The organism is Pseudomonas sp. AU12215 (genome assembly GCF_001675465.2).
GTDB classification, from domain to species: domain Bacteria; phylum Pseudomonadota; class Gammaproteobacteria; order Pseudomonadales; family Pseudomonadaceae; genus Pseudomonas; species Pseudomonas nitroreducens.
On record NZ_MACM02000008.1, the window covers coordinates 143,753 to 162,152 of the forward strand.

General features: G+C 65.8%; 15 protein-coding genes. 9 read left to right on the top strand and 6 right to left on the bottom strand.

Annotated elements, in window-relative coordinates:
• Positions 1-117: 117 nt before the first annotated feature.
• The 7 genes from A9513_RS03125 to A9513_RS03155 all read left to right on the top strand — a co-directional run bounded on the left by A9513_RS03125 (position 118) and on the right by A9513_RS03155 (position 8,422).
• Positions 118-1,719, top strand: coding sequence for an ABC transporter substrate-binding protein (locus A9513_RS03125; RefSeq protein ID WP_065083932.1), 1,602 nt, complete (start codon positions 118-120; stop codon positions 1,717-1,719).
• An 85-nt stretch (positions 1,720-1,804) separates the two neighbouring features.
• Complete coding sequence (locus A9513_RS03130) at positions 1,805-3,388, top strand: ABC transporter substrate-binding protein (protein WP_226046560.1); 1,584 nt, start codon at positions 1,805-1,807, stop codon at positions 3,386-3,388.
• A 97-nt stretch (positions 3,389-3,485) separates the two neighbouring features.
• Complete coding sequence (locus tag A9513_RS03135; RefSeq protein ID WP_065083933.1) at positions 3,486-4,496, top strand: ABC transporter permease subunit; 1,011 nt, start codon at positions 3,486-3,488, stop codon at positions 4,494-4,496.
• A gap of 153 nt (positions 4,497-4,649) precedes the next feature.
• Complete coding sequence (locus A9513_RS03140) at positions 4,650-5,561, top strand: ABC transporter permease subunit (protein ID WP_065083934.1); 912 nt, start codon at positions 4,650-4,652, stop codon at positions 5,559-5,561.
• Positions 5,562-5,655: 94 nt separating this feature from the next.
• A complete protein-coding gene (locus A9513_RS03145) occupies positions 5,656-6,633 on the top strand; it encodes an ABC transporter ATP-binding protein (RefSeq protein WP_065083935.1) in 978 nt (325 codons plus the stop codon).
• A complete protein-coding gene (locus A9513_RS03150; RefSeq protein ID WP_065083936.1) occupies positions 6,630-7,601 on the top strand; it encodes a peptide ABC transporter ATP-binding protein in 972 nt (323 codons plus the stop codon). The genes A9513_RS03145 and A9513_RS03150 overlap by 4 nt, the downstream gene beginning before the upstream one ends.
• Positions 7,602-7,762: 161 nt before the next feature.
• Positions 7,763-8,422 (top strand): hypothetical protein, encoded by a 660-nt coding sequence (locus A9513_RS03155; protein WP_065083937.1) that lies wholly within the window; start codon positions 7,763-7,765, stop codon positions 8,420-8,422.
• A 117-nt stretch (positions 8,423-8,539) separates the two neighbouring features.
• Here the strand turns inward: A9513_RS03155 and A9513_RS03160 are convergent, their stop codons facing one another.
• Positions 8,540-9,166, bottom strand: coding sequence for a LysE family translocator (locus A9513_RS03160; RefSeq protein WP_083195969.1), 627 nt, complete (start codon positions 9,164-9,166; stop codon positions 8,540-8,542).
• Between the two features lie 135 nt (positions 9,167-9,301).
• Between A9513_RS03160 and A9513_RS03165 the strand changes: the two genes are divergently transcribed.
• Positions 9,302-9,784 carry an Lrp/AsnC family transcriptional regulator gene (locus A9513_RS03165; RefSeq protein WP_065083938.1) on the top strand — a complete coding sequence of 161 codons (483 nt, stop codon included), beginning with the start codon at positions 9,302-9,304 and terminating at the stop codon, positions 9,782-9,784.
• Here A9513_RS03165 and A9513_RS03170 read toward each other — a convergent pair.
• The 3 genes from A9513_RS03170 to A9513_RS03180 are packed head-to-tail and all read right to left on the bottom strand — an operon-like array spanning position 9,777 to position 12,120.
• Positions 9,777-10,694, bottom strand: a complete 918-nt coding sequence (locus tag A9513_RS03170) for a biotin-dependent carboxyltransferase family protein (RefSeq protein ID WP_065083939.1) — start codon at positions 10,692-10,694, stop codon at positions 9,777-9,779. The two genes, A9513_RS03165 and A9513_RS03170, sit on opposite strands and share 8 nt — an antisense overlap.
• The gene (gene pxpB, locus A9513_RS03175; protein ID WP_065083940.1) at positions 10,691-11,368 is read right to left on the bottom strand and encodes a 5-oxoprolinase subunit PxpB; all 678 of its coding nucleotides are present in this window, start codon (positions 11,366-11,368) and stop codon (positions 10,691-10,693) included. The genes A9513_RS03170 and pxpB overlap by 4 nt, the downstream gene beginning before the upstream one ends.
• Positions 11,365-12,120, bottom strand: coding sequence for a 5-oxoprolinase subunit PxpA (locus A9513_RS03180; RefSeq protein ID WP_024765903.1), 756 nt, complete (start codon positions 12,118-12,120; stop codon positions 11,365-11,367). The genes pxpB and A9513_RS03180 overlap by 4 nt, the downstream gene beginning before the upstream one ends.
• A 129-nt stretch (positions 12,121-12,249) precedes the next feature.
• Here A9513_RS03180 and lpxO point away from each other — a divergent pair, with 129 nt between their 5' ends.
• Complete coding sequence (gene lpxO, locus A9513_RS03185) at positions 12,250-13,149, top strand: lipid A hydroxylase LpxO (protein ID WP_089285829.1); 900 nt, start codon at positions 12,250-12,252, stop codon at positions 13,147-13,149.
• A gap of 226 nt (positions 13,150-13,375) precedes the next feature.
• On the opposite strand, the gene A9513_RS03190 is transcribed toward lpxO, so the two are convergent.
• Together A9513_RS03190 and A9513_RS03195 are read right to left on the bottom strand one after the other, a co-directional pair.
• Positions 13,376-15,925: a sulfite reductase flavoprotein subunit alpha gene (locus A9513_RS03190; RefSeq protein WP_083195971.1), complete on the bottom strand. Its 2,550-nt coding sequence runs from the start codon at positions 15,923-15,925 to the stop codon at positions 13,376-13,378.
• 182 nt (positions 15,926-16,107) lie between these two features.
• The gene (locus A9513_RS03195; RefSeq protein ID WP_065083943.1) at positions 16,108-18,369 is read right to left on the bottom strand and encodes a TonB-dependent siderophore receptor; all 2,262 of its coding nucleotides are present in this window, start codon (positions 18,367-18,369) and stop codon (positions 16,108-16,110) included.
• Between the last annotated feature and the right edge of the window lie 31 nt (positions 18,370-18,400).

An 18,400-nucleotide genomic window follows, 5' to 3' on the forward strand; every position in this document is an offset into this window, starting at 1 on the left:
CAACTTCTACACTCATCCCGGTTAGACGCTTGCACCCGGCATGTGCCGTGCATAGCTTCACGCAACGCAGCTCACGAGGCTGCCCCTCGATGACAACCAGAATAAACAGAGGTCCCAATGCGTAAGAACGCCGTCATCCGCGCCATGATTGCCGCTGGGTTGATCGCCAGCGCCCCGATCGCCCACGCCGCCAACAACCTGGTCTACTGCTCCGAAGGCAGCCCCGCGGGCTTCGACCCCGGCCAGTACACCACCGGCACCGACTTCGATGCCTCGGCGGAAACCGTGTTCAACCGCCTCACCCAGTTCGAGCGCGGCGGCACCCAGGTCATCCCGGGCCTGGCGGAAAAGTGGGACGTATCCGATGACGGCAAGACCTACACTTTCCACCTGCGCTCCGGCGTGAAGTTCCACACCACCGACTACTTCAAGCCGACCCGCGAGTTCAACGCCGACGACGTGCTGTTCACCTTCAACCGCATGCTCGACAAGAACCATCCGTTCCGTAAGGCGTACCAGACCGAATTCCCCTACTTCACCGACATGGGCATGGACGCGAACATCGCCAAGGTGGAGAAGGTCGACGACAAGACCGTCAAGTTCACCCTCAACGAAGTTGACGCGGCGTTCATCCAGAACCTCGCCATGAGCTTCGCCTCGATCCAGTCCGCCGAATACGCCGACCAGTTGCTCAAGCAGGGCAAGGCCAGCGACATCAACCAGAAGCCCATCGGCACCGGCCCGTTCGTGTTCAATCGCTACCAGAAGGACGCGATGATCCGCTTCAAGGCCAACCCGGACTACTGGAACAAGGGTGAGGTGAAGATCGACAACCTGATCTTCGCCATCAACACCGACGCCTCGGTGCGTATGCAGAAGCTCAAGGCCAACGAGTGCCAGATCACCCTCTTCCCGCGCCCGGCCGACCTGGAGGCGCTAAAGAAGGACCCGAACCTGAACATGCCGTCTCAGCCGGGCTTCAACCTCGGCTACATCGCCTACAACGTCCTGCACAAGCCGTTCGACAAGCTCGAAGTGCGCGAGGCGCTGGACATGGCGGTGAACAAGAAGGCGATCATCGACGCCGTCTACCAGGGCGCTGGCCAGCTCGCCGTGAACGGCATGCCGCCGACCCAGTGGTCCTACGACGACAGCATCAAGGACGCCGGCTACAACCCGGAGAAGGCCAAGGAGCTGCTGAAGAAGGCCGGCGTCGCCGAAGGCACCGAGATCACCCTGTGGGCCATGCCGGTGCAGCGCCCGTACAACCCCAACGCCAAGCTGATGGCCGAGATGCTGCAGTCCGACTGGGCCAAGGTCGGCATCAAGGCGAAGATCGTCACCTACGAGTGGGGCGAGTACATCAAGCGCGCCAAGGGCGGCGAGCACGACGCCATGCTGATCGGCTGGAGCGGCGACAACGGTGACCCGGACAACTGGCTGGGCACCCTCTACGGCTGCGATGCCGTGGACGGCAACAACTTCTCCAAATGGTGCGACCCGGCCTACGACAAGCTGATCAAGGATGCCAAGCGCACCCCGGACCAGGCCAAGCGCACCGAGCTGTACAAGCAGGCCCAGCACATTCTCAAGGAGCAGGTGCCGATCACCCCGATCGCCCACTCCACCGTGTACCAGCCGATGCGCAAGACGGTGCAGGATTTCAAGATCAGCCCGTTCGCGCTGAACTCGTTCTACGGCGTCAGCGTCGGCAAGTAAGGCCAATGGCCGCCGGCAACCGCCGGCGGCCAAAGCCCCGACCGCCAGCCCCATGCCCAGCCATTTCCGCAAACGGCTCTCCGGGATGATCCTGGCGAGCCTGCTCGGCTGCACCTCGGCATTCGCCCAGCCCCTGGTGGTCTGCACCGAGGCCAGTCCCGAGGGCTTCGACATCACCCAGTACACCGCCGCGACCACCGCCGATGCTTCCGCCGAGACGGTCTTCGAGCGCCTGGTGCAGTTCGCCCCCGGCAGTACCCGCGTGGTACCTGCGTTGGCAGAGAGCTGGGAGATAAGCGACGACGGACTGCAGTACACCTTCGCCCTGCGCCAGGGCGTGAAATTCCACAGCACCGACTACTTCACGCCGACTCGCGGGTTCAACGCCGACGATGTGCTCTGGAGCTTCCAGCGCCAGCTCGACCCGAAGCACCCATGGAACAGGCTGGCCCCGCGCGGCTTTCCCTATGCCGAGGCAATGGGCCTGCCCGGCCTGATCGGCGCGGTGGAAAAGCTCGACGACTACCACGTGCGCTTTACCCTCAGGCATCCCGAGGCGCCCTTCCTCGCCGACCTCGCGATGGGTTTCGCCTCCATTTATTCCGCCGAGTACGGTGACCTGCTGCTGGCTGCCGAGAAGGCCGACCAGTTGAACAACCTGCCCATCGGCACCGGCCCCTTCATCTTCCAGCGCTACCAGAAGGACGCTCAGGTGCGCTTCACCGCCAACCCTGATTACTGGGGCGGCAAGCCGAAGATCGACCGCCTGCTGCTGGCGATCACTCCCGACCCGAACGTACGCATCCAGAAGGTCAAGGCCGGCGACTGCCAGATAGCCGTCTACCCCAAGCCCACCGACGTGCCCGCGCTGCGCCAGGACCCGAAACTCAAGGTCGAGGAACTGGACTCCCTGCTGGTCGCCTACGTCGGCATCAATACCCGGCACAAACCGCTGGACGATGTGCGCGTGCGCCAGGCGATCAATCTCGCCTTCGACCGCGATGCCTACCTGCGCGCACAGTTCGGCGAAGGCGCCGCAACGCTGGCTGTGGCGCCCTATCCGCCGACACTGTGGGGTTCCGATCCGCAGCTCAAGGTCTGGCCCCACGACCCGGCGCGCGCCAGGCAACTGCTGGAAGAAGCCGGTATCAAGCCCGGCCTGAAACTGTCGATCTGGACCCGCCCCGGCGGCGGCCCGACCAACCCCAACCCCGGCATCGGCGCGCAGATGCTGCAGGACGACCTGGGCAGGATCGGCATCCAGGCGGACATCCGCGTCTTCGAATGGGGAGAGCTGATCAAGCGTGCCAAGCAGGGCGAGCACGACCTGATCTTCATGGGCTGGGCCGGCGACAATGGCGACCCGGACAACTTCCTCACGCCGAACCTGTCCTGTGCGGCGGCGAAAAGCGGCGAGAACCAGGCCGGCTGGTGCAACGCGGAGTTCGACGAACTACTGCGCAAGGCCCGCGCCATTACCGACCAGGAAACCCGCGCGGACCTCTACCGCCAGGCGCTGGCGGTCTACCAGCGCGAGGCGCCGTGGATCGCCCTGGCCTACCCGAAGCAGTTCGCCGTGGTGCGGCCTGGCGTAACAGGCTTTACCCTGAGCCCGCTGGGTTCGAACAATTTTTCCCGTGTGCAGCTACAGGGCTCGCCGGGACCATAACGACAAGGACCAGACCTCAAAAGGGTCGATGTCGACAAGAACGGACCGCCCATGACGCGGCCCAACCGTGACCATCCCATGTGGAGAACTCCCCACAATGCTGTCCTTCATTGCCCGGCGCTTCGGGCTACTGATACCGACCTTCTTCGGCGTCACCCTGCTCACCTTTGCGCTGATCCGCCTGATTCCGGGCGACCCCGTGGAAGTGATGATGGGTGAACGCCGCGTCGACCCGCAGATGCACGCCGAGGCCATGCACCGCCTGGGCCTCGACAAGCCGCTTTACCAGCAGTACCTCGACTACATCGGGAACCTCGCCCAGGGCAACCTCGGCGAATCGCTGACCACCCGCGACAGCGTCTGGCACGAATTCCTCACCCTGTTCCCCGCCACCCTCGAACTGTCGCTGGCGGCCCTGCTGTTCGCCGGCGTCTTCGGCCTGCTCGCCGGGGTGATCGCGGCGCTCAAGCGCGGCTCGCTGTTCGACCACGGGGTGATGACCATCTCCCTGGCCGGCTACTCCATGCCGATCTTCTGGTGGGGCCTGATCCTCATCATGCTGTTCTCCGTGAGCCTGGGCTGGACGCCGGTGTCCGGGCGCCTCGACCTGCTCTACGACATCGAGCCGAAAACCGGCTTCATGCTCATCGACACCCTGCTCTCGGATGAAGACGGCGCCTTTATCGATGCCGTGCGCCACCTGATCCTGCCGGCCATCGTGCTGGGCACCATCCCGCTGGCGGTGATCGCCCGGATGACCCGCTCCTCGATGCTCGAAGTGCTGCGCGAGGACTATGTGCGCACGGCTCGCGCCAAGGGTCTGTCGCCAGCGCGCGTGGTGTTCGTGCACGCCCTGCGCAACGCCATGATCCCGGTGCTCACCGTGTTCGGCCTGCAGGTCGGCACTCTGCTGGCCGGCGCGGTCCTGACCGAAACCATCTTCTCCTGGCCCGGCATCGGCAAATGGCTGATCGACGCCATCGGCCGCCGCGACTACCCGGTGGTGCAGAACGGCATCCTGCTGGTGGCGACCCTGGTGATCCTGGTGAACTTCATCGTGGACATCCTCTACGGCCTCGCCAACCCACGCATCCGCCACCAACGCTGAGAAACCGCCCATGGCCTGCTGCGCGTCGGCGATACAGCGTCAGACTCCACCGATAAATGCTCATTTGCTCCATGCAAACTGCGCTTTCTCGGCGGACTCTTCCTCGTCTCGCTCTAGCTCGCGAGGCCCTGAGCAGCTTCTACGGAGCTTGCAATGAATACAGATTCTCTTACTCCCGCCAGCGACCCGAGCCTGGTCTATCCCTCCCCGCTGAAAGAGTTCTGGCATGCCTTCTCGCGCAACAAGGGCGCGGTCGGCGGCCTGCTGTTCATGCTGGTCATCGTGTTCTGCGCGCTGTTCGCGCCCTGGGTCGCGCCCCACGATCCGAGCGAGCAGTTCCGCGACTTCCTGCTCACCCCGCCGCTCTGGCTCGAAGGCGGCAACACGCAGTTCCTGCTGGGCACCGACGAGTTGGGCCGCGACCTGCTCTCGCGCCTGATGCACGGTGCGCGGCTGTCGCTGATGATCGGCCTGACCTCGGTGCTGATCTCGATGATCCCCGGAATCTTCCTCGGCCTGCTCGCCGGCTTCTCGCCGACCCGCCTGGGCCCGGTGATCATGCGTCTGATGGACATCATGCTGGCCCTGCCTTCGCTGCTGCTGGCGGTGGCCATCGTCGCCATCCTCGGCCCAGGGCTGATCAACACCGTGATCGCCATCGCCATCGTCTCGCTGCCGGCCTACGTGCGCCTGACCCGCGCCGCGGTCATGGGCGAACTGAACCGCGACTACGTCACCGCCTCGCGCCTGGCGGGTGCCGGCACCCTGCGCCTGATGTTCGTCACCGTGCTGCCCAACTGTATGGCGCCGCTGATCGTGCAGGCCACCCTGAGCTTCTCCTCGGCGATCCTCGACGCCGCCGCATTGGGCTTCCTCGGCCTGGGCGTGCAACCGCCGACGCCCGAGTGGGGCACCATGCTGGCCTCCGCGCGCGACTATATCGAGCGCGCCTGGTGGGTCGTCTCGCTGCCCGGCCTGACCATCCTGCTCAGCGTGCTGGCGATCAACCTGATGGGCGACGGCCTGCGCGATGCGCTGGACCCGAAGCTGAAGAATGCGGCGTGAGGAGCATGCAGATGGATACCCCCGTGCTCTTCGTAGGACTGAAGCGTCCCTCTCGTTCCCACAAGAAGAACAAAAGCCTGACGGAGACCGCCGTATGAGCCTCCTCGACCTGCGCAATCTCTCGGTGCGCTTCGGCGACCGCAATGCCATCCCGGTAGTGGATGGCCTCAACCTCTCGGTGGACAAGGGTGAAGTCCTGGCCATCGTCGGCGAATCCGGCTCCGGCAAGTCGGTGACCATGATGGCCCTGATGGGCCTGATCGACACCCCCGGCATCATCACCGCCGACACCATGCAATTCGACGGCATCGACATGCTGCGTCTGAAAGGCCGCGAGCGTCGGCGCATCGTCGGCAAGGACATCGCCATGGTCTTCCAGGACCCGATGACAGCCCTCAACCCCAGCTTCACCGTCGGCTACCAGATCGAGGAAGTGCTCAAACTGCACCTCGGCCTGCGCGGCAAGGCCCTTCGCCAGCGCGCCCTGGAGCTGCTCGAACGGGTGGAAATCCCCGGCGCCGCCCAACGCCTGGACGCCTACCCGCACCAGTTGTCCGGCGGCATGAGCCAGCGCGTCGCGATCGCCATGGCGATTGCCGGCGAGCCCAAGCTGCTGATCGCCGACGAGCCGACCACCGCGCTGGACGTGACCATCCAGGCGCAGATCATGGAGCTGCTGCTGAACCTGCAGCGCGACCAGGGCATGGCGCTGATCCTGATCACCCACGACCTCGCCGTGGTCGCCGAGACCGCCCAGCGCGTCTGCGTGATGTACGCGGGCCAGGCGGTGGAGATCGGCCAGGTGCCGGCATTGTTCGACCTGCCGACCCATCCCTATACCGAAGCGCTGCTCAAGGCGATCCCGGAACACAGTGCCGGTGAAGAGCGCCTGGCTACCCTGCCCGGCATCGTTCCCGGCAAATACGATCGCCCTCAGGGCTGCCTGCTGTCGCCACGCTGTCCCTACGTGCAGGACAACTGCCGCAGCGTACGCCCGGCGCTGGAAGCCCATGAGCGCGGCGCCGTGCGCTGCTTCTACCCGCTCAACCTGAACACCGAGGTGGCCCGATGAACGCCGTTCTGACCGCCCGCGACCTGACCCGTCACTACGAAATCTCCCAGGGCCTGTTCAAGCCCCACGCCCTGGTCCGCGCGCTCAACGGCGTGTCCTTCGACCTGCTGGCCGGCAAGACCCTGGCCGTGGTCGGCGAATCCGGCTGCGGCAAGTCCACGCTCGCCCGCGCGCTGACCCTGATCGAAGAACCCACCTCCGGCTCGCTGCAGATCGCCGGCCAGGAAGTGAAAGGCGCCAACCACGAGCAGCGCAAACAGTTGCGCCGCGACGTACAGATGGTCTTCCAGAACCCCTACGCCTCGCTCAACCCACGACAGAAGATCGGTGACCAGTTGGCCGAGCCGCTGGTGATCAACACCAATCTGTCGCGCGCCGAGCGCCGCGAGCGCGTGCAGGCGATGATGAAGCAGGTCGGCCTGCGCCCCGAGCACTACCAGCGCTACCCGCACATGTTCTCCGGCGGCCAGCGCCAGCGCATCGCCCTGGCCCGCGCGATGATGCTGCGGCCCAAGGTGCTGGTGGCGGACGAACCGACCTCGGCGCTGGATGTGTCGATCCAGGCCCAGGTGCTCAACCTGTTCATGGACCTGCAGCAGGAGTTCGGCACCGCCTACGTGTTCATCTCCCACAACCTCGCCGTGGTCCGCCACGTCGCTGACGATGTGCTGGTGATGTACCTCGGCCGCCCGGCGGAAATGGGCCCGGCGGACAAGCTCTACGAGCGCCCGCTGCATCCCTACACCCAGGCGCTGCTCTCGGCCACCCCGGCGATCCACCCCGACCCGAGCAAGCCGAAGATCAAGATCCAGGGCGAGCTCCCCAACCCTCTCAACCCGCCCAGCGGCTGCGCCTTCCACAAGCGCTGCCCCTACGCGACCGAGCGCTGCAGGACCGAGGTACCGGAGCTGCGACTGCTGGATGAGCGACAAGTCGCCTGTCATCACGCCGAGCAGTTCCTGAACTGATGCGAAACGGGCCGGTCATAGGCCGGCCCTCTTTCGGATACAGCTGCGTCCTACAGCGCAGCGGGAACAGACCTACGGCCTGATCCAGAACGTCCCGCTAGGGTGGCGTCCCGCCACTGTCCCGCACCGCAGTGGCCGTAATCCACAGGGCCACACTCCACATGCTGCTGTTCTTCCTCCTGCTGATCCTCGTCACCGCCATCGTCGCCAATGTGCAGTTGCACAAGTGGAAGCGGCAACAGCGGATGGACGTGCGCGCGGCAGTGAAATCACGGAAGAAATCGTCGACGACGAAGAAAAAGGCGCCGGGGGACGTCGATCTCGACGATATCGACTGGAGTGGGCTCGACCAGGATGAACTGGACTTCAACGCACCGCCCTCGCTAGCGCCAAAGCCGCCGCCCGCGTCGGTTCGTGCCACGGCTCCTGCCCAGCCGTCTGCCGAGGTCAAACCGACAGTCGAGCCCCGGGACGAGTTCTTTCCCCTGGAACGGGCACTGCCACCGGGACAGCTGACGGCTGCCCAACGCGACGAAGCCATGGCACAACTGCTCAAGGCCAGCCTGCATATCCCCACTCCGGAACCCGGCGAGAGGCATGTGGTGCTGGATATGGACGACGGCAGCTACGTGCCGGTCGCCACGCACCCAGCCGCGGCGGCGATCGCCCTCGGGCATCTCGCCGAGAGCCTGCAACAGCGCAAGGGCGCGCAGCTGCTGCGCGAGTTGCGCGGCAAGGAACTCGGCCTGCTGGTGGTCGCGCGCAATCCGCAGAAGCCGTCCGTGGCACGGCTGTGGAAAATCCTCCCAGAAGACCTGTAGGAACGAGCTTGCTCGCGAACAGGCCGAGCGGCGGAGTCAGTTCGCGAGCACGCCCGCTCCCACGAAGAGCCGTTTGCGCTGTTCTGCAACTTGCTCACCACCGCACCGAAACTGTCCCTACAGATCACGGATCAGCGCCAGGCGCACGCCGAAGCCCAGCAGAATGCCGCCGAAGCCCCACTGCTGCACCCGCTGCATCGCCCTGTGCCGCGCCAGCCAACGGCCCATGCGCTCGCCGCTGACGGCGTAGAAGCTGTCAAAGCCCAGCCCGACCACCACCAGCACACCGCCCAGCAGCGCGAATTGCAGTGCCAGCGGCCCGTTCTGCGGATGAATGAACTGCGGCAACAGCACCGAACAGAACAACAGCGCCTTGGGGTTGAGCAGATTGGTCAGCAGGCCACGCCGAAACGCCCGCCGGTAGCTCACTGTGGATAACCCGGCGCTCCCCTCCGCCAGCGGCACGCCAACCGGCGCTCGGAGCAACTGCAAGCCAATCCACGCCAGATAAAGGCCACCGCCGATGCGCACCGCATCGAACGTCCACGGCGCCGAACGGAACAGCAGTGCCAGCCCGGTCGCCGCCAGCGCCACATGGCAGGCACGCGCCAGGCCCAGGCCGAGCGCGGTCGCCAATGCCGCGCGGCAGCCCTCGCGGGCACCGGTGTGCAGCAGGAGAATCATGTCCGGCCCGGGCAGCAGGTAGACCATCGCCAGGGCCAGCAGGAAGACGCCGATATCCACAGGAGCCACTCCGAAGAAGACATTGTGGATAAGGATTCTATGCCTGAAGCTTGGAGCAGGTGCTTGCGTATTCCACCAGCACAAAGCTGACAATTGGCATACTCTGCCAATCTGAAGCCACTTGATCAGCCAATCATGCCAAGCCCAAAACTGGACACCTACGACCACCGCATCCTCGCCGCCCTGCAGCGCGACGGCCGCCTGACCAACGTGCAGCTTGCCGAGGAAATCGGGCTCTCCCCTTCGCCCTGCCTGAGGCGCGTGCGCATCCTCGAAGAGGCCGGGATGATCCGCGGTTACCACGCCGAACTGGGCCGCGACGAAGTCGGCCTGGGCTTGACGGTGTTTGTCGGCGTGAAGGTCGAGCGCCACAGCGATACCAGCGCTGCCGCCTTTCGCCAGGCGGTGATCGACTTGCCGGAGGTCATCTCGGTGCATCTGGTCAGCGGCGAGTCGGACTTCCTCCTGCAGGTGGTGCTGCCGGACCTGCGCGCCTACGAGCAATTCCTCACCGGCACCCTGCTCAAGCTGCCGGGCGTCAGCGACATCCGTAGCAACTTCGCCATCCAGACGGTGAAAGAGTCGGCGCCCCTGCCGTTACGGCACTTGCCTAAGTAGCGAAAAACCTCAGGAACGCGCGCAGGTCCGCCTGCGCCTGTTCCACGCTCGCCTCGACAAAGCGCACCTCGCTGTGCGCCGGGCATTGCGCCAGGCGGCCGATGTCCAGCGGGTGCAGCACGCCCAGCAGCGGGTAGCCACCCATGGTCTGCCGGTCGGCCAGCAGGATGATCGGCTGGCCGTCCGGCGGCACCTGGATGGCGCCCTCCACTATTCCCAACGACCACTGCCGGCGGGGCGCGCCCAGGGCTTCGCCGCGCAGGCGCACGCCCATGCGGTCGGATTGCGGGCTGATCTGCCAGGGCTGAGTGAAGAAAGCCCGGCGCTGTTCGGTGGTGAAGGCATCCGGGCCAGGCAAAACGCGCAGGACCGGGCATTCGCGGTAGTCCGGCCGATAGGGCCAGGGCACGTCGGCGCCACGGGAGAAATGCTCGCCCGCAGCGGTGCATTCCAGCACATCCCCCACGGCCAGGGTCTCGCCATTGCCGGCAAGACCTCCGAGCCTTTCCCGCGTCTGGGTCGAAACGCTACCCAGTACCGGTGCCGCACGGAAACCACCGGCAGCAGAGAGATAGGCGCGCTGTCCGGCACGGGCGAAACCGAGCTTGAGGCGCTGCCCGGCCCGAACATGAAAACGCGACCAAGCGGGAAGCGGTTCGCCATCGAGCCGGGCAGGCAGCTCGGCGCCGGTCAGCGCCAGCCAGGTATCGTCCTGCGCCTCCAGCTCCACGCCGCCCAGTGCGATCTCCAAGAATGCTGTGCCGTAGGGGTTGCCGAGCAGGCGATTGGCCCAGGCCGCGGCGTGTTTATCCACAGGGCCGCCGGGAGAGATGCCGAGGTGCTGCCAACCCTGGCGACCACCATCCTGCAGCAGGCACAGCGGGCCGCAGGCGATGACCGTGAGGCTCATGCGTCACCGCCCGCAGCGCGAAAAGCAGCTTCGTCGATGGGCACGAAGCGCACCCGCTCCCCCACGGCCAGCGGGCAGGGAGGCGTCGCGCAGGGATCGAACAGGCGCTGCGCGGTGCGTCCCAGCAGGTGCCAGCCACCGGGTGAGGCCTGTGGATAAACCGCTGTCTGGCGCTCGGCAATGGCGAGGCTGCCGGCGGGAACCCGTGTGCGCGGCGTGGCCCGGCGCGGCAGGACGAGGCGCTCGTCCAACTCGCCCAGGTAGGCGAAGCCGGGGGCAAAGCCGATGGCGCCGACGCGGTAGTCGCGACCAGCGTGCAGGTCGATCACCTGGGTCGGCGTGAGCCCGCAGTGAAGGGCAACCTCGGCGAGGTCTTCACCGGCGTACCACACGGCAATTTCATGCAGCCGCTCCACTTCACCGGTCGCGGCCTCGCCTGGCCACTGCGCCAGCGCGGCCTGCACCTGGCGCTGCAACTGCGGCAAGTCCACGCGCAGCAGGTCGTAGTGAAGGAGCAGGGTCGTCCAGCCCGCCACGCAATCGGTCAGCGCCGGGCCCAGTTCGGTGCGCAGGCGTTCGGACAGCCGAGCGATGCGCAGCGGCAAGGTGTCGTCGGGCTGTTCGGCCAGGGTGATCAGCAGCGCCGTGGCGCCGAAAGGCTCGAGACGGATCATGCCTGGTCCAGCAGGCCACGCAGGCGCCGCAGCACCGCCAGGGATTCGGGGTTGTCACCGTGCACGCAGAGGCTGTCGGCGCGTAGCCGCAGCGGGTTGCCGTCGATATCCGGGAAAGGTTCGCCGCGGGCGATGGCCAGGGCCTGGTCGAGAATGCGTTGCGGCTCGTGATGCACGGCATTGGCCAGGCGCCGCGGCGCCAGCTGGCCGTCGGGCAGGTAGGCGCGGTCGGCGAAGGCTTCGAACATCAGCGGCACATCTGCCACGTCGGCCAGTTGCAGCTCGCGACTGTTGTCGGCCAGGGCCAGCACCATCAGCGGCAGGCGCTTGCGATAGGCGGCACAGGCGTCGAGCACGGCGCAGAGCAGCGCGTCGTCGCGCACCAGGTCGTTGTACAGCGCACCGTGGGGCTTCACGTAGGCCACCTGGGTGCCGGCGGCGCGGCAGAAGGCATCCAGCGCGCCGATCTGGTAGAGCACCAGGGCGTGGACTTCCTCGGGCGAGCAGTTCATGTGCCGGCGACCGAAGCCGGCGAGGTCCGGGTAGGCCGGGTGGGCACCGATGCTGACGCCCTGCTCCACCGCCAGGCGCACGGTGCGCTGCATGGTCAGTGGGTCGCCCGCGTGGTAGCCACAAGCGAGGTTGGCCTGGTCGATCAGCGGCATGGCGTGGGTGTCGTCGCCCATGCGCCAGGCGCCGAAGCTTTCGCCCATGTCGCAGTTGAGCAGGATTCGCGTCGTGCTCTCGGTCATTGGTGTCGCCGTCCTTCCAAGTTTCCTGCAGGGTAAAGCAGATCATGGCCTTTGGCCTTCGGAGAATACTCAGTCACGTTCAGGAGGAGTACTATCCCCGGTCTGTAGTAGCGGATACCTCCCCGAATGATCAAAGCCGCCATCCTGGCCGCCTTCGGCCTGAGCATCGTTTACGTCCACCTGCGCGGACGGGTGCGCCACAAGTTCACGCGCCAGCTGAGCGACCATTCCAGCTTCCTGGCGCCGATCAACTGCCTGATGTACCTGTTCTCCAAGGTACCCAGCCGCCCGTACCTGGCGACCGAGCAGTTCCCGGAAATGCGCCTGCTGACCGAGAACTGGGAAGCCATCCGCAGCGAAGCGCTGCACCTGCGCGATGCCGGCAGCATCAAGCGCTCCGACCAGCTCAACGACGTCGGCTTCAATTCCTTCTTCAAGACCGGCTGGAAGCGCTTCTACCTGAAATGGTACGACGACAGCCATCCGTCGGCCGATGCGCTGTGCCCGAAGACCACCGAACTGCTGCGGCAGATTCCGTCGGTGAAGGCCGCGATGTTCGCCGAGCTGCCGCCGGGCTCGCGCCTGGTGCGCCACCGCGACCCTTACGCCGGCTCGCTGCGCTATCACCTGGGCCTGCTGACGCCGAACGACCCGGGCTGCTTCATCGAGGTGGACGGCGAGCGCTACCACTGGCGCGACGGCGAGGCGGTGGTGTTCGACGAGACCTACATCCACTACGCCGAGAACACCACGGAACATGACCGGGTGATCCTCTTCTGCGACATCGAGCGACCGCTGAAGTACGGCTGGGTAACGGCCTTCAACCGCTGGTTCAGCCGCAACGTGATGGCCGCGGCAGCCTCGCCCAACGATGCGGGCGACAAGACCGGCGGCATCAACCGCGCGTTCGCCTCGCTGTACAAGATCCGCCTGCAGGGCAAGGCCCTGAAGAAGCGCAACCGCAAGCTGTACTACCTGCAGAAGTGGGGCTTCTTCGCGGCGGTACTGGCGCTGTTCCTGTGGATCTGAGCGACTGGATTTAAGCGCTCCGCTATCAAAAAAGGCCTCCGCATTCGCGGGGGCCTTTTTGTTTGCGCCATTTGAGGAGCCCTGCGTAGGGCGGACAACCTGGAACAGGTTATCCGCTGACGGCCAATCGGCGGATAGCGCTGGCGCGTTATCCGCCCTACGAAAAGCCAGTCACGCTGAGCGTGGGAGCGGACTCCGTCCGCGATTGGCTAGACCCAACGCCCCATCAATACACGTCGCGCCGATAGCGCCCACCCTCCAGCAACCTCTCAACCTCGGTATCACCGAGCATCTCGCGCAAGGCACGGTCGACGCCTTCGGCCATGCCTTGCAGGCTGCCGCAGACGTAGATCACCGCCCCCTCTTCCAGCCACTGGGCGAGTGTTTCGGCGCTGGCGCGCAGGCGATCCTGTACGTAGACCTTCTCGGCCTGGTCGCGGGAGAAAGCGACATCCAGGCGTTGCAGTTCGCCGCGCGCCAGCATGCCCTCGAGCTCGTCGCGGCAGTAGAAGTCGTGGGCGATATTGCGCTCGCCGAACAGCAGCCAGTTGCGCGAACGGCCTTCGGCAACGCTCGCTTGCAGCAGAGCACGCAGGCCAGCGATACCGGTGCCGTTACCGATGAGGATCAGCGGGCGATCGTCCTCGGTGAGATGGAAGCTGCGGTTGCGCCGCAGGCGCAGCAGCAGGCTGCCGCCTTCGGGCAGGTATTGGGTCAGCCAGCCGGAGCAGATACCCAACGAACCGTCCGCGTGCTGCTCCTGGCGCACGATCAGCTCCATCGCGCCTTCGCTGCGCAATGAGGCGATGGAGTACTGGCGCACCGAGAGCTTGATCAGCGCATCAACCACCGCCTGGCCGTGCTGGCCGACCAGATGCTCCAGGTTCGCCGGCAACAGGCAGCCGGCCAGGGCGTCCTTGAGCGGCATGGCCAGGCCGTCGACCTGCACCTTGGCCGCGCCGTCGAGGCCAAGGCGTTCGAGCCAGCGGCTGACGAGGAATTCCGGTTGGCGGGGAACGATTTCCACCAGGTCGCCGGCGGCCCAGTCGATCTGTGAGTCGCTCGGCGCCCAGAGGCGCAGCAGCCAGGTGGATTCGCCCTGGCTGCCGGGGTTCAGGTGCTCACGGCCACTCAGCGTCCAGACTTCGAAGGCCGGCGCGGTGAAGGCCACTTGCGGTGCGGTGCCGGAGAGTTCGGCCAGGCGTACCTGCCAGTCATGCAGCGCGGCGGCATCGCCATTGTCCACTTCCACGCCGTCGAACAGCGGGCGCGCGCCCTGCCCTTGCAGCCAGCTCTGCATGCGCCGGGCGAAGCCGCAGAAGTGCTCATACTGGCGGTCGCCCAAGGCGAGTACGGCGAAGCGCAGGTCGTTGAGGCCGAGGGATTGGCCGAGCACCTGGCGTTCGAAACCACGGGCACTGTCCGGCGCCTCGCCTTCGCCGAAAGTGCTGACCACGAACAGCGCATTACGGGTCTGCTCCAGCTGCGCACGGTCCAGCTTGCCCAGAGACTCGACGCGTACCGGCAGGCCAGCAGCCTGCAACTGGCCGGCGCTCTGCCAGGCCAGTTGTTCGGCGAAGCCGCTCTGGCTGGCGTAGCCGATCAACCAGGAGTCGGCACCACCAGCCGTAGTGCCCAGCTCGCCGCGGGCGGCCAGCGCTGCGCGCTTCTTGCGGCGGCGATCAAGGTAGAGCAGCCAGCCGGTGATGAAGAACAGCGGCATGGCCAGGCTGGCGAGCATCATCAGGATGCGCCCGGTGAGGCCGAAGTAGCTGCCCACATGCAGGGCGTAGACGCTGGTGAGCAGTTGCTTGCCGGTGCTGCTGTCGTTGTAGCGGCGGTCCTTGAGCAGCTTGCCGCTGGCCGGGTCGATGGCCATCTCGTTGAAGGCGCGCTCGTGGGCAGCGTCATCGAGAAGGTAGAACACGGTGGCCGGCTGGCCCTTCACCGGCGGCAGGCGCAGGTTGTAGGCAGTCATGGCGGAGCCGCCGGTCTGCTGGATGGTGTTCCAGATGGCGGTGGCATCGACTACCGGCGGCGGGCCCTCGGGCGCCGGGCCGCGCTTGCCGCCGCCCCGCTGGCCGCCCTTGGCCTGGCCGGCGGGGGCGTCGTCGAGCAGCTTGAACAGGCCGTTGCGGTACCACTCGTAGGACCAGTACAGGCCGGTCAGCGAGGCCAGGAGGTAGAACGCCAGGCACCAGGTACCGGCCACGGCGTGCAGGTCCCAGTTGAAGGCGCGGCCTTTCTTGCGCCAGTCGAAGGTCAGCCAGGTGCGCCAGTTCAGCGCCTTGCGCGGCCAACGCAGGTACAGGCCGGAGAGGCAGAAGAAGATCAGGATCAGGGTGCAGGCGGCCGTGATCCGCTGGCCGACTTCGCCGGCGGCAAGGAAGCGATGCAGCTGCATGATGAACAGGAAGGCGCCCTCGCCCACTGGCGCGGACAGGGCTTGCGCGGTGTAGGGGTCGACATACAGGGATTCGCCACGGCGCTGGCCCGGTGGCGGGGTGAAGAAGATGCGCGCGGACTCCACGCCCTCGGTCTTGAGCCAGAAGAAGGCGACCTTCTTGCCTGGCTCGGCGCTCTCCACCCGGCGGATCAGTTCGTCCATCGGCAGCACGGCTTCGGCGCGCTTTTCCACCACCAGGCTGTCGGGGTTGATGGCCCGCAGGATCTCATCCTGGAACGACAGCATCGCCCCGGTGATACCCATCAGCGCCAGCACAAGTCCTGCGCTGATACCGAACAGCCAATGCAACTGGAAAAGGACTTTCTTCAACACCGCGGCTTCACCTTCGGACACCCATCACGCAGGGCGGGCATTTTAATGAGAATGGCTCGCAAACGCAGCCGTTTTAACAATCTTTACCCTGGCCTTATCTTCGCCGCAGGCGGCCCGCGCAAAGAAAAGCCCCGGCCGAGGAGCATCGGCCGGGGCGGGGCGCCAGGAGTACGCGGCCCTTAGAAGTGGACGTTGACCCCCAGCAGTGCGGTGCGGCCCGGGGCCACGTGCGCCATGTGGGTGCTGAAGACCTGGTCGAAGTAGCGCTTGTCGGTCAGGTTCTGCACGTTGAGCTGCAGGTCGACGTTCTTGCTGATCACGTACTTGGCCATGGCGTCGTAGCGCCAGTAGGACGGGATCATGGTGCTGTTGGCGGTGTTGCCGTACTGCTCATCGACGTAGGTTGCGCCGCCGCCCACGGTGAAGTTCTGCAGCACATCGTAGGTCGACCACAGGGTGAAGTTGTTCTGCGCGGTCTGCGGCATGCGGTTGCCCTCGTCACTGGCCACGCTGGACTTGAGGATCTCGCTGTCCAGGTAGGTGTAGCCGCCGAAGACTTTCCACTTGGGCGTCAGTGCGCCGCTGAAGCCAAGCTCCACGCCCTGCACGCGCTGCTCGCCATCGAGCACCTGGACGGTGGAGTCGTCCGGCGAGGCGACGCGGGCATTGGTCTTGTCGGTGCGGAAGATCGCCGCATTTAGCGACAGCGCTTCATCGAAGAAGGCCCACTTGGTGCCGATCTCGTAGTTGCGGTTGCGCTCAGGGTCGAGGTTGGCGTTGGCCAGACTGAGGTCGCCACCGCCTTCGCCGGCGGTTTCGCCGCTGGGGTTGCTGGAGGTGGACCAGGCCGCATAAATGCTGCCGTTGGGCGCCGGCTTGTAGACCACGCCGAGCTGGTAGTTCCAGAAGTGGGTGTTGCTCTGGCGGTCGAAATCGCCGGCGGGCGAGCCGCGGCCGCCCGTGGAGTAGCCGCTGGAGCGGGTTTCGTAGTCGTCGTAACGCAGGCCGAGGTTGAGATCCCACTGCTCACTGAGCTTCAGGGTGTCGAACACGTAGGCCGAGGCGGTCTTGGTGTCGGTGTCGGTGAAGGCGGCGCTGTCGGTGATGCTGCCAGTCCAGTGGTCGCCGGGGGTGGGCTTGTTCAGGCTGGTGCAGTCGCCGCTGGCGAGCAAGCCGGGGGTGCAGGTATTGCCGCTGCCGCCGCCGGGGGTAATGACATAGGGGCGGTTGTGCACGTCCTCGTAGCTGAACTCCATGCCGGTGACCAGGGTGTGGCCGACAAAACCGGTGTCGAAGGTGGCCTTCAGGTCAGTCTGGTTGACCCAGCCCTTGGAGGTGGAGTTACGGTTCTTCGAGGAGCGATAGACCAGCCCGTTGGCGACGTTGCCGCGGCTGTCGTCGGGGTTGGTGACGATGTAGTCAAGGGTGGTACGCACCAGGCGGAAGCTGTTGGACAGGGTCAGGTTGTCGTTCAGGTCATGCTCGATGCGGAAGGTGCCGGTGTCGGTGGTGCTCTTGCGGTAGTCGCGGTCGTTCAGGCCGTAGAAGTTGCTCTTGTCCACCGATACCGGCTTGCTCGGGTTGCGCTCGCTGCGCCCGGCCAGGGTCAGCGGAATGCCGTAGTCGGGCATGTCGTCGGTGGACAGGTGGTAGTACGACAGCGTGGCACGGGTCGGGGTATCGAAGCCGAAGGTGACGGTCGGCGCCACGCCCCAGCGGCTGACGTTGACCTCGTCGCGGCCGGCGACGTTGGCATCGTGCTTCATCAGGTTCAGGCGGAAGGCCGCGTTGTCGCCCAGCCTGTGGTTGACGTCCAGGGTGGTGCGGCGGGTCTGGTCGGTGCCCAGCACGATACTGGCATCGTTGAAGTCGGCCTGCTTGGCGGTCTTGCTGATCAGGTTCAGGCTACCGCCGGTGGACCCCGCGCCGGTGTAGGCCGAGCCCGGGCCCTTGCTCACTTCGATCTGTTCGATGTTGAAGATCTCGCGGGTTTGCGAGGCCACATCGCGCATGCCGTCCAGGAATGTATCGCTCTCGGCGTTGAAACCACGGATGAACGGACGGTCGCCCGCCGGGTTGCCGCCCTCGCCGGCACCGAAGGTGATGCCGGGAGTGGAGCGCAGGGCGTCCTGCAGGGTCAGCGCGCCAGTATCCTTGATCACCTGCTGGGGGATCACGGTGACGGTCTTGGGCGTCTCCAGCAGCGGCGCGGTGTACTTCTCGTTGGAAGACTTCTCGACGTTGTAGGTCGTCGGATCCTGCTGTTGCGCCCCGACAACGGTGTCGGCGTCCAGAGACAGCACGTCCTGGCCGGACTTCTTCGGCATAGCCTCGTCAGCGTGGGCCAGGTGAGTGCCGGACATGGCGGTAATCGCCACACCGACGGCGGAAACCAGCAGGCGCGGCTTGCTGCCGGCGAACTCGGTGGATTGACGCGACATCGCAACTCCCTCCCCAGGGGTTCATGAAGGC

Coding starts and splice junctions, on each gene's coding strand:
- A9513_RS03125 (WP_065083932.1), top strand. CDS start 118: ATGCGTAAGAACGCCGTCATCCGCGCCATGATTGCCGCTGGGTTGATC.
- A9513_RS03130 (WP_226046560.1), top strand. CDS start 1,805: ATGATCCTGGCGAGCCTGCTCGGCTGCACCTCGGCATTCGCCCAGCCC.
- A9513_RS03135 (WP_065083933.1), top strand. CDS start 3,486: ATGCTGTCCTTCATTGCCCGGCGCTTCGGGCTACTGATACCGACCTTC.
- A9513_RS03140 (WP_065083934.1), top strand. CDS start 4,650: ATGAATACAGATTCTCTTACTCCCGCCAGCGACCCGAGCCTGGTCTAT.
- A9513_RS03145 (WP_065083935.1), top strand. CDS start 5,656: ATGAGCCTCCTCGACCTGCGCAATCTCTCGGTGCGCTTCGGCGACCGC.
- A9513_RS03150 (WP_065083936.1), top strand. CDS start 6,630: ATGAACGCCGTTCTGACCGCCCGCGACCTGACCCGTCACTACGAAATC.
- A9513_RS03155 (WP_065083937.1), top strand. CDS start 7,763: ATGCTGCTGTTCTTCCTCCTGCTGATCCTCGTCACCGCCATCGTCGCC.
- A9513_RS03165 (WP_065083938.1), top strand. CDS start 9,302: ATGCCAAGCCCAAAACTGGACACCTACGACCACCGCATCCTCGCCGCC.
- A9513_RS03170 (WP_065083939.1), bottom strand. CDS start 10,694: ATGAGCCTCACGGTCATCGCCTGCGGCCCGCTGTGCCTGCTGCAGGAT.
- pxpB (WP_065083940.1), bottom strand. CDS start 11,368: ATGATCCGTCTCGAGCCTTTCGGCGCCACGGCGCTGCTGATCACCCTG.
- A9513_RS03180 (WP_024765903.1), bottom strand. CDS start 12,120: ATGACCGAGAGCACGACGCGAATCCTGCTCAACTGCGACATGGGCGAA.
- A9513_RS03195 (WP_065083943.1), bottom strand. CDS start 18,369: ATGTCGCGTCAATCCACCGAGTTCGCCGGCAGCAAGCCGCGCCTGCTG.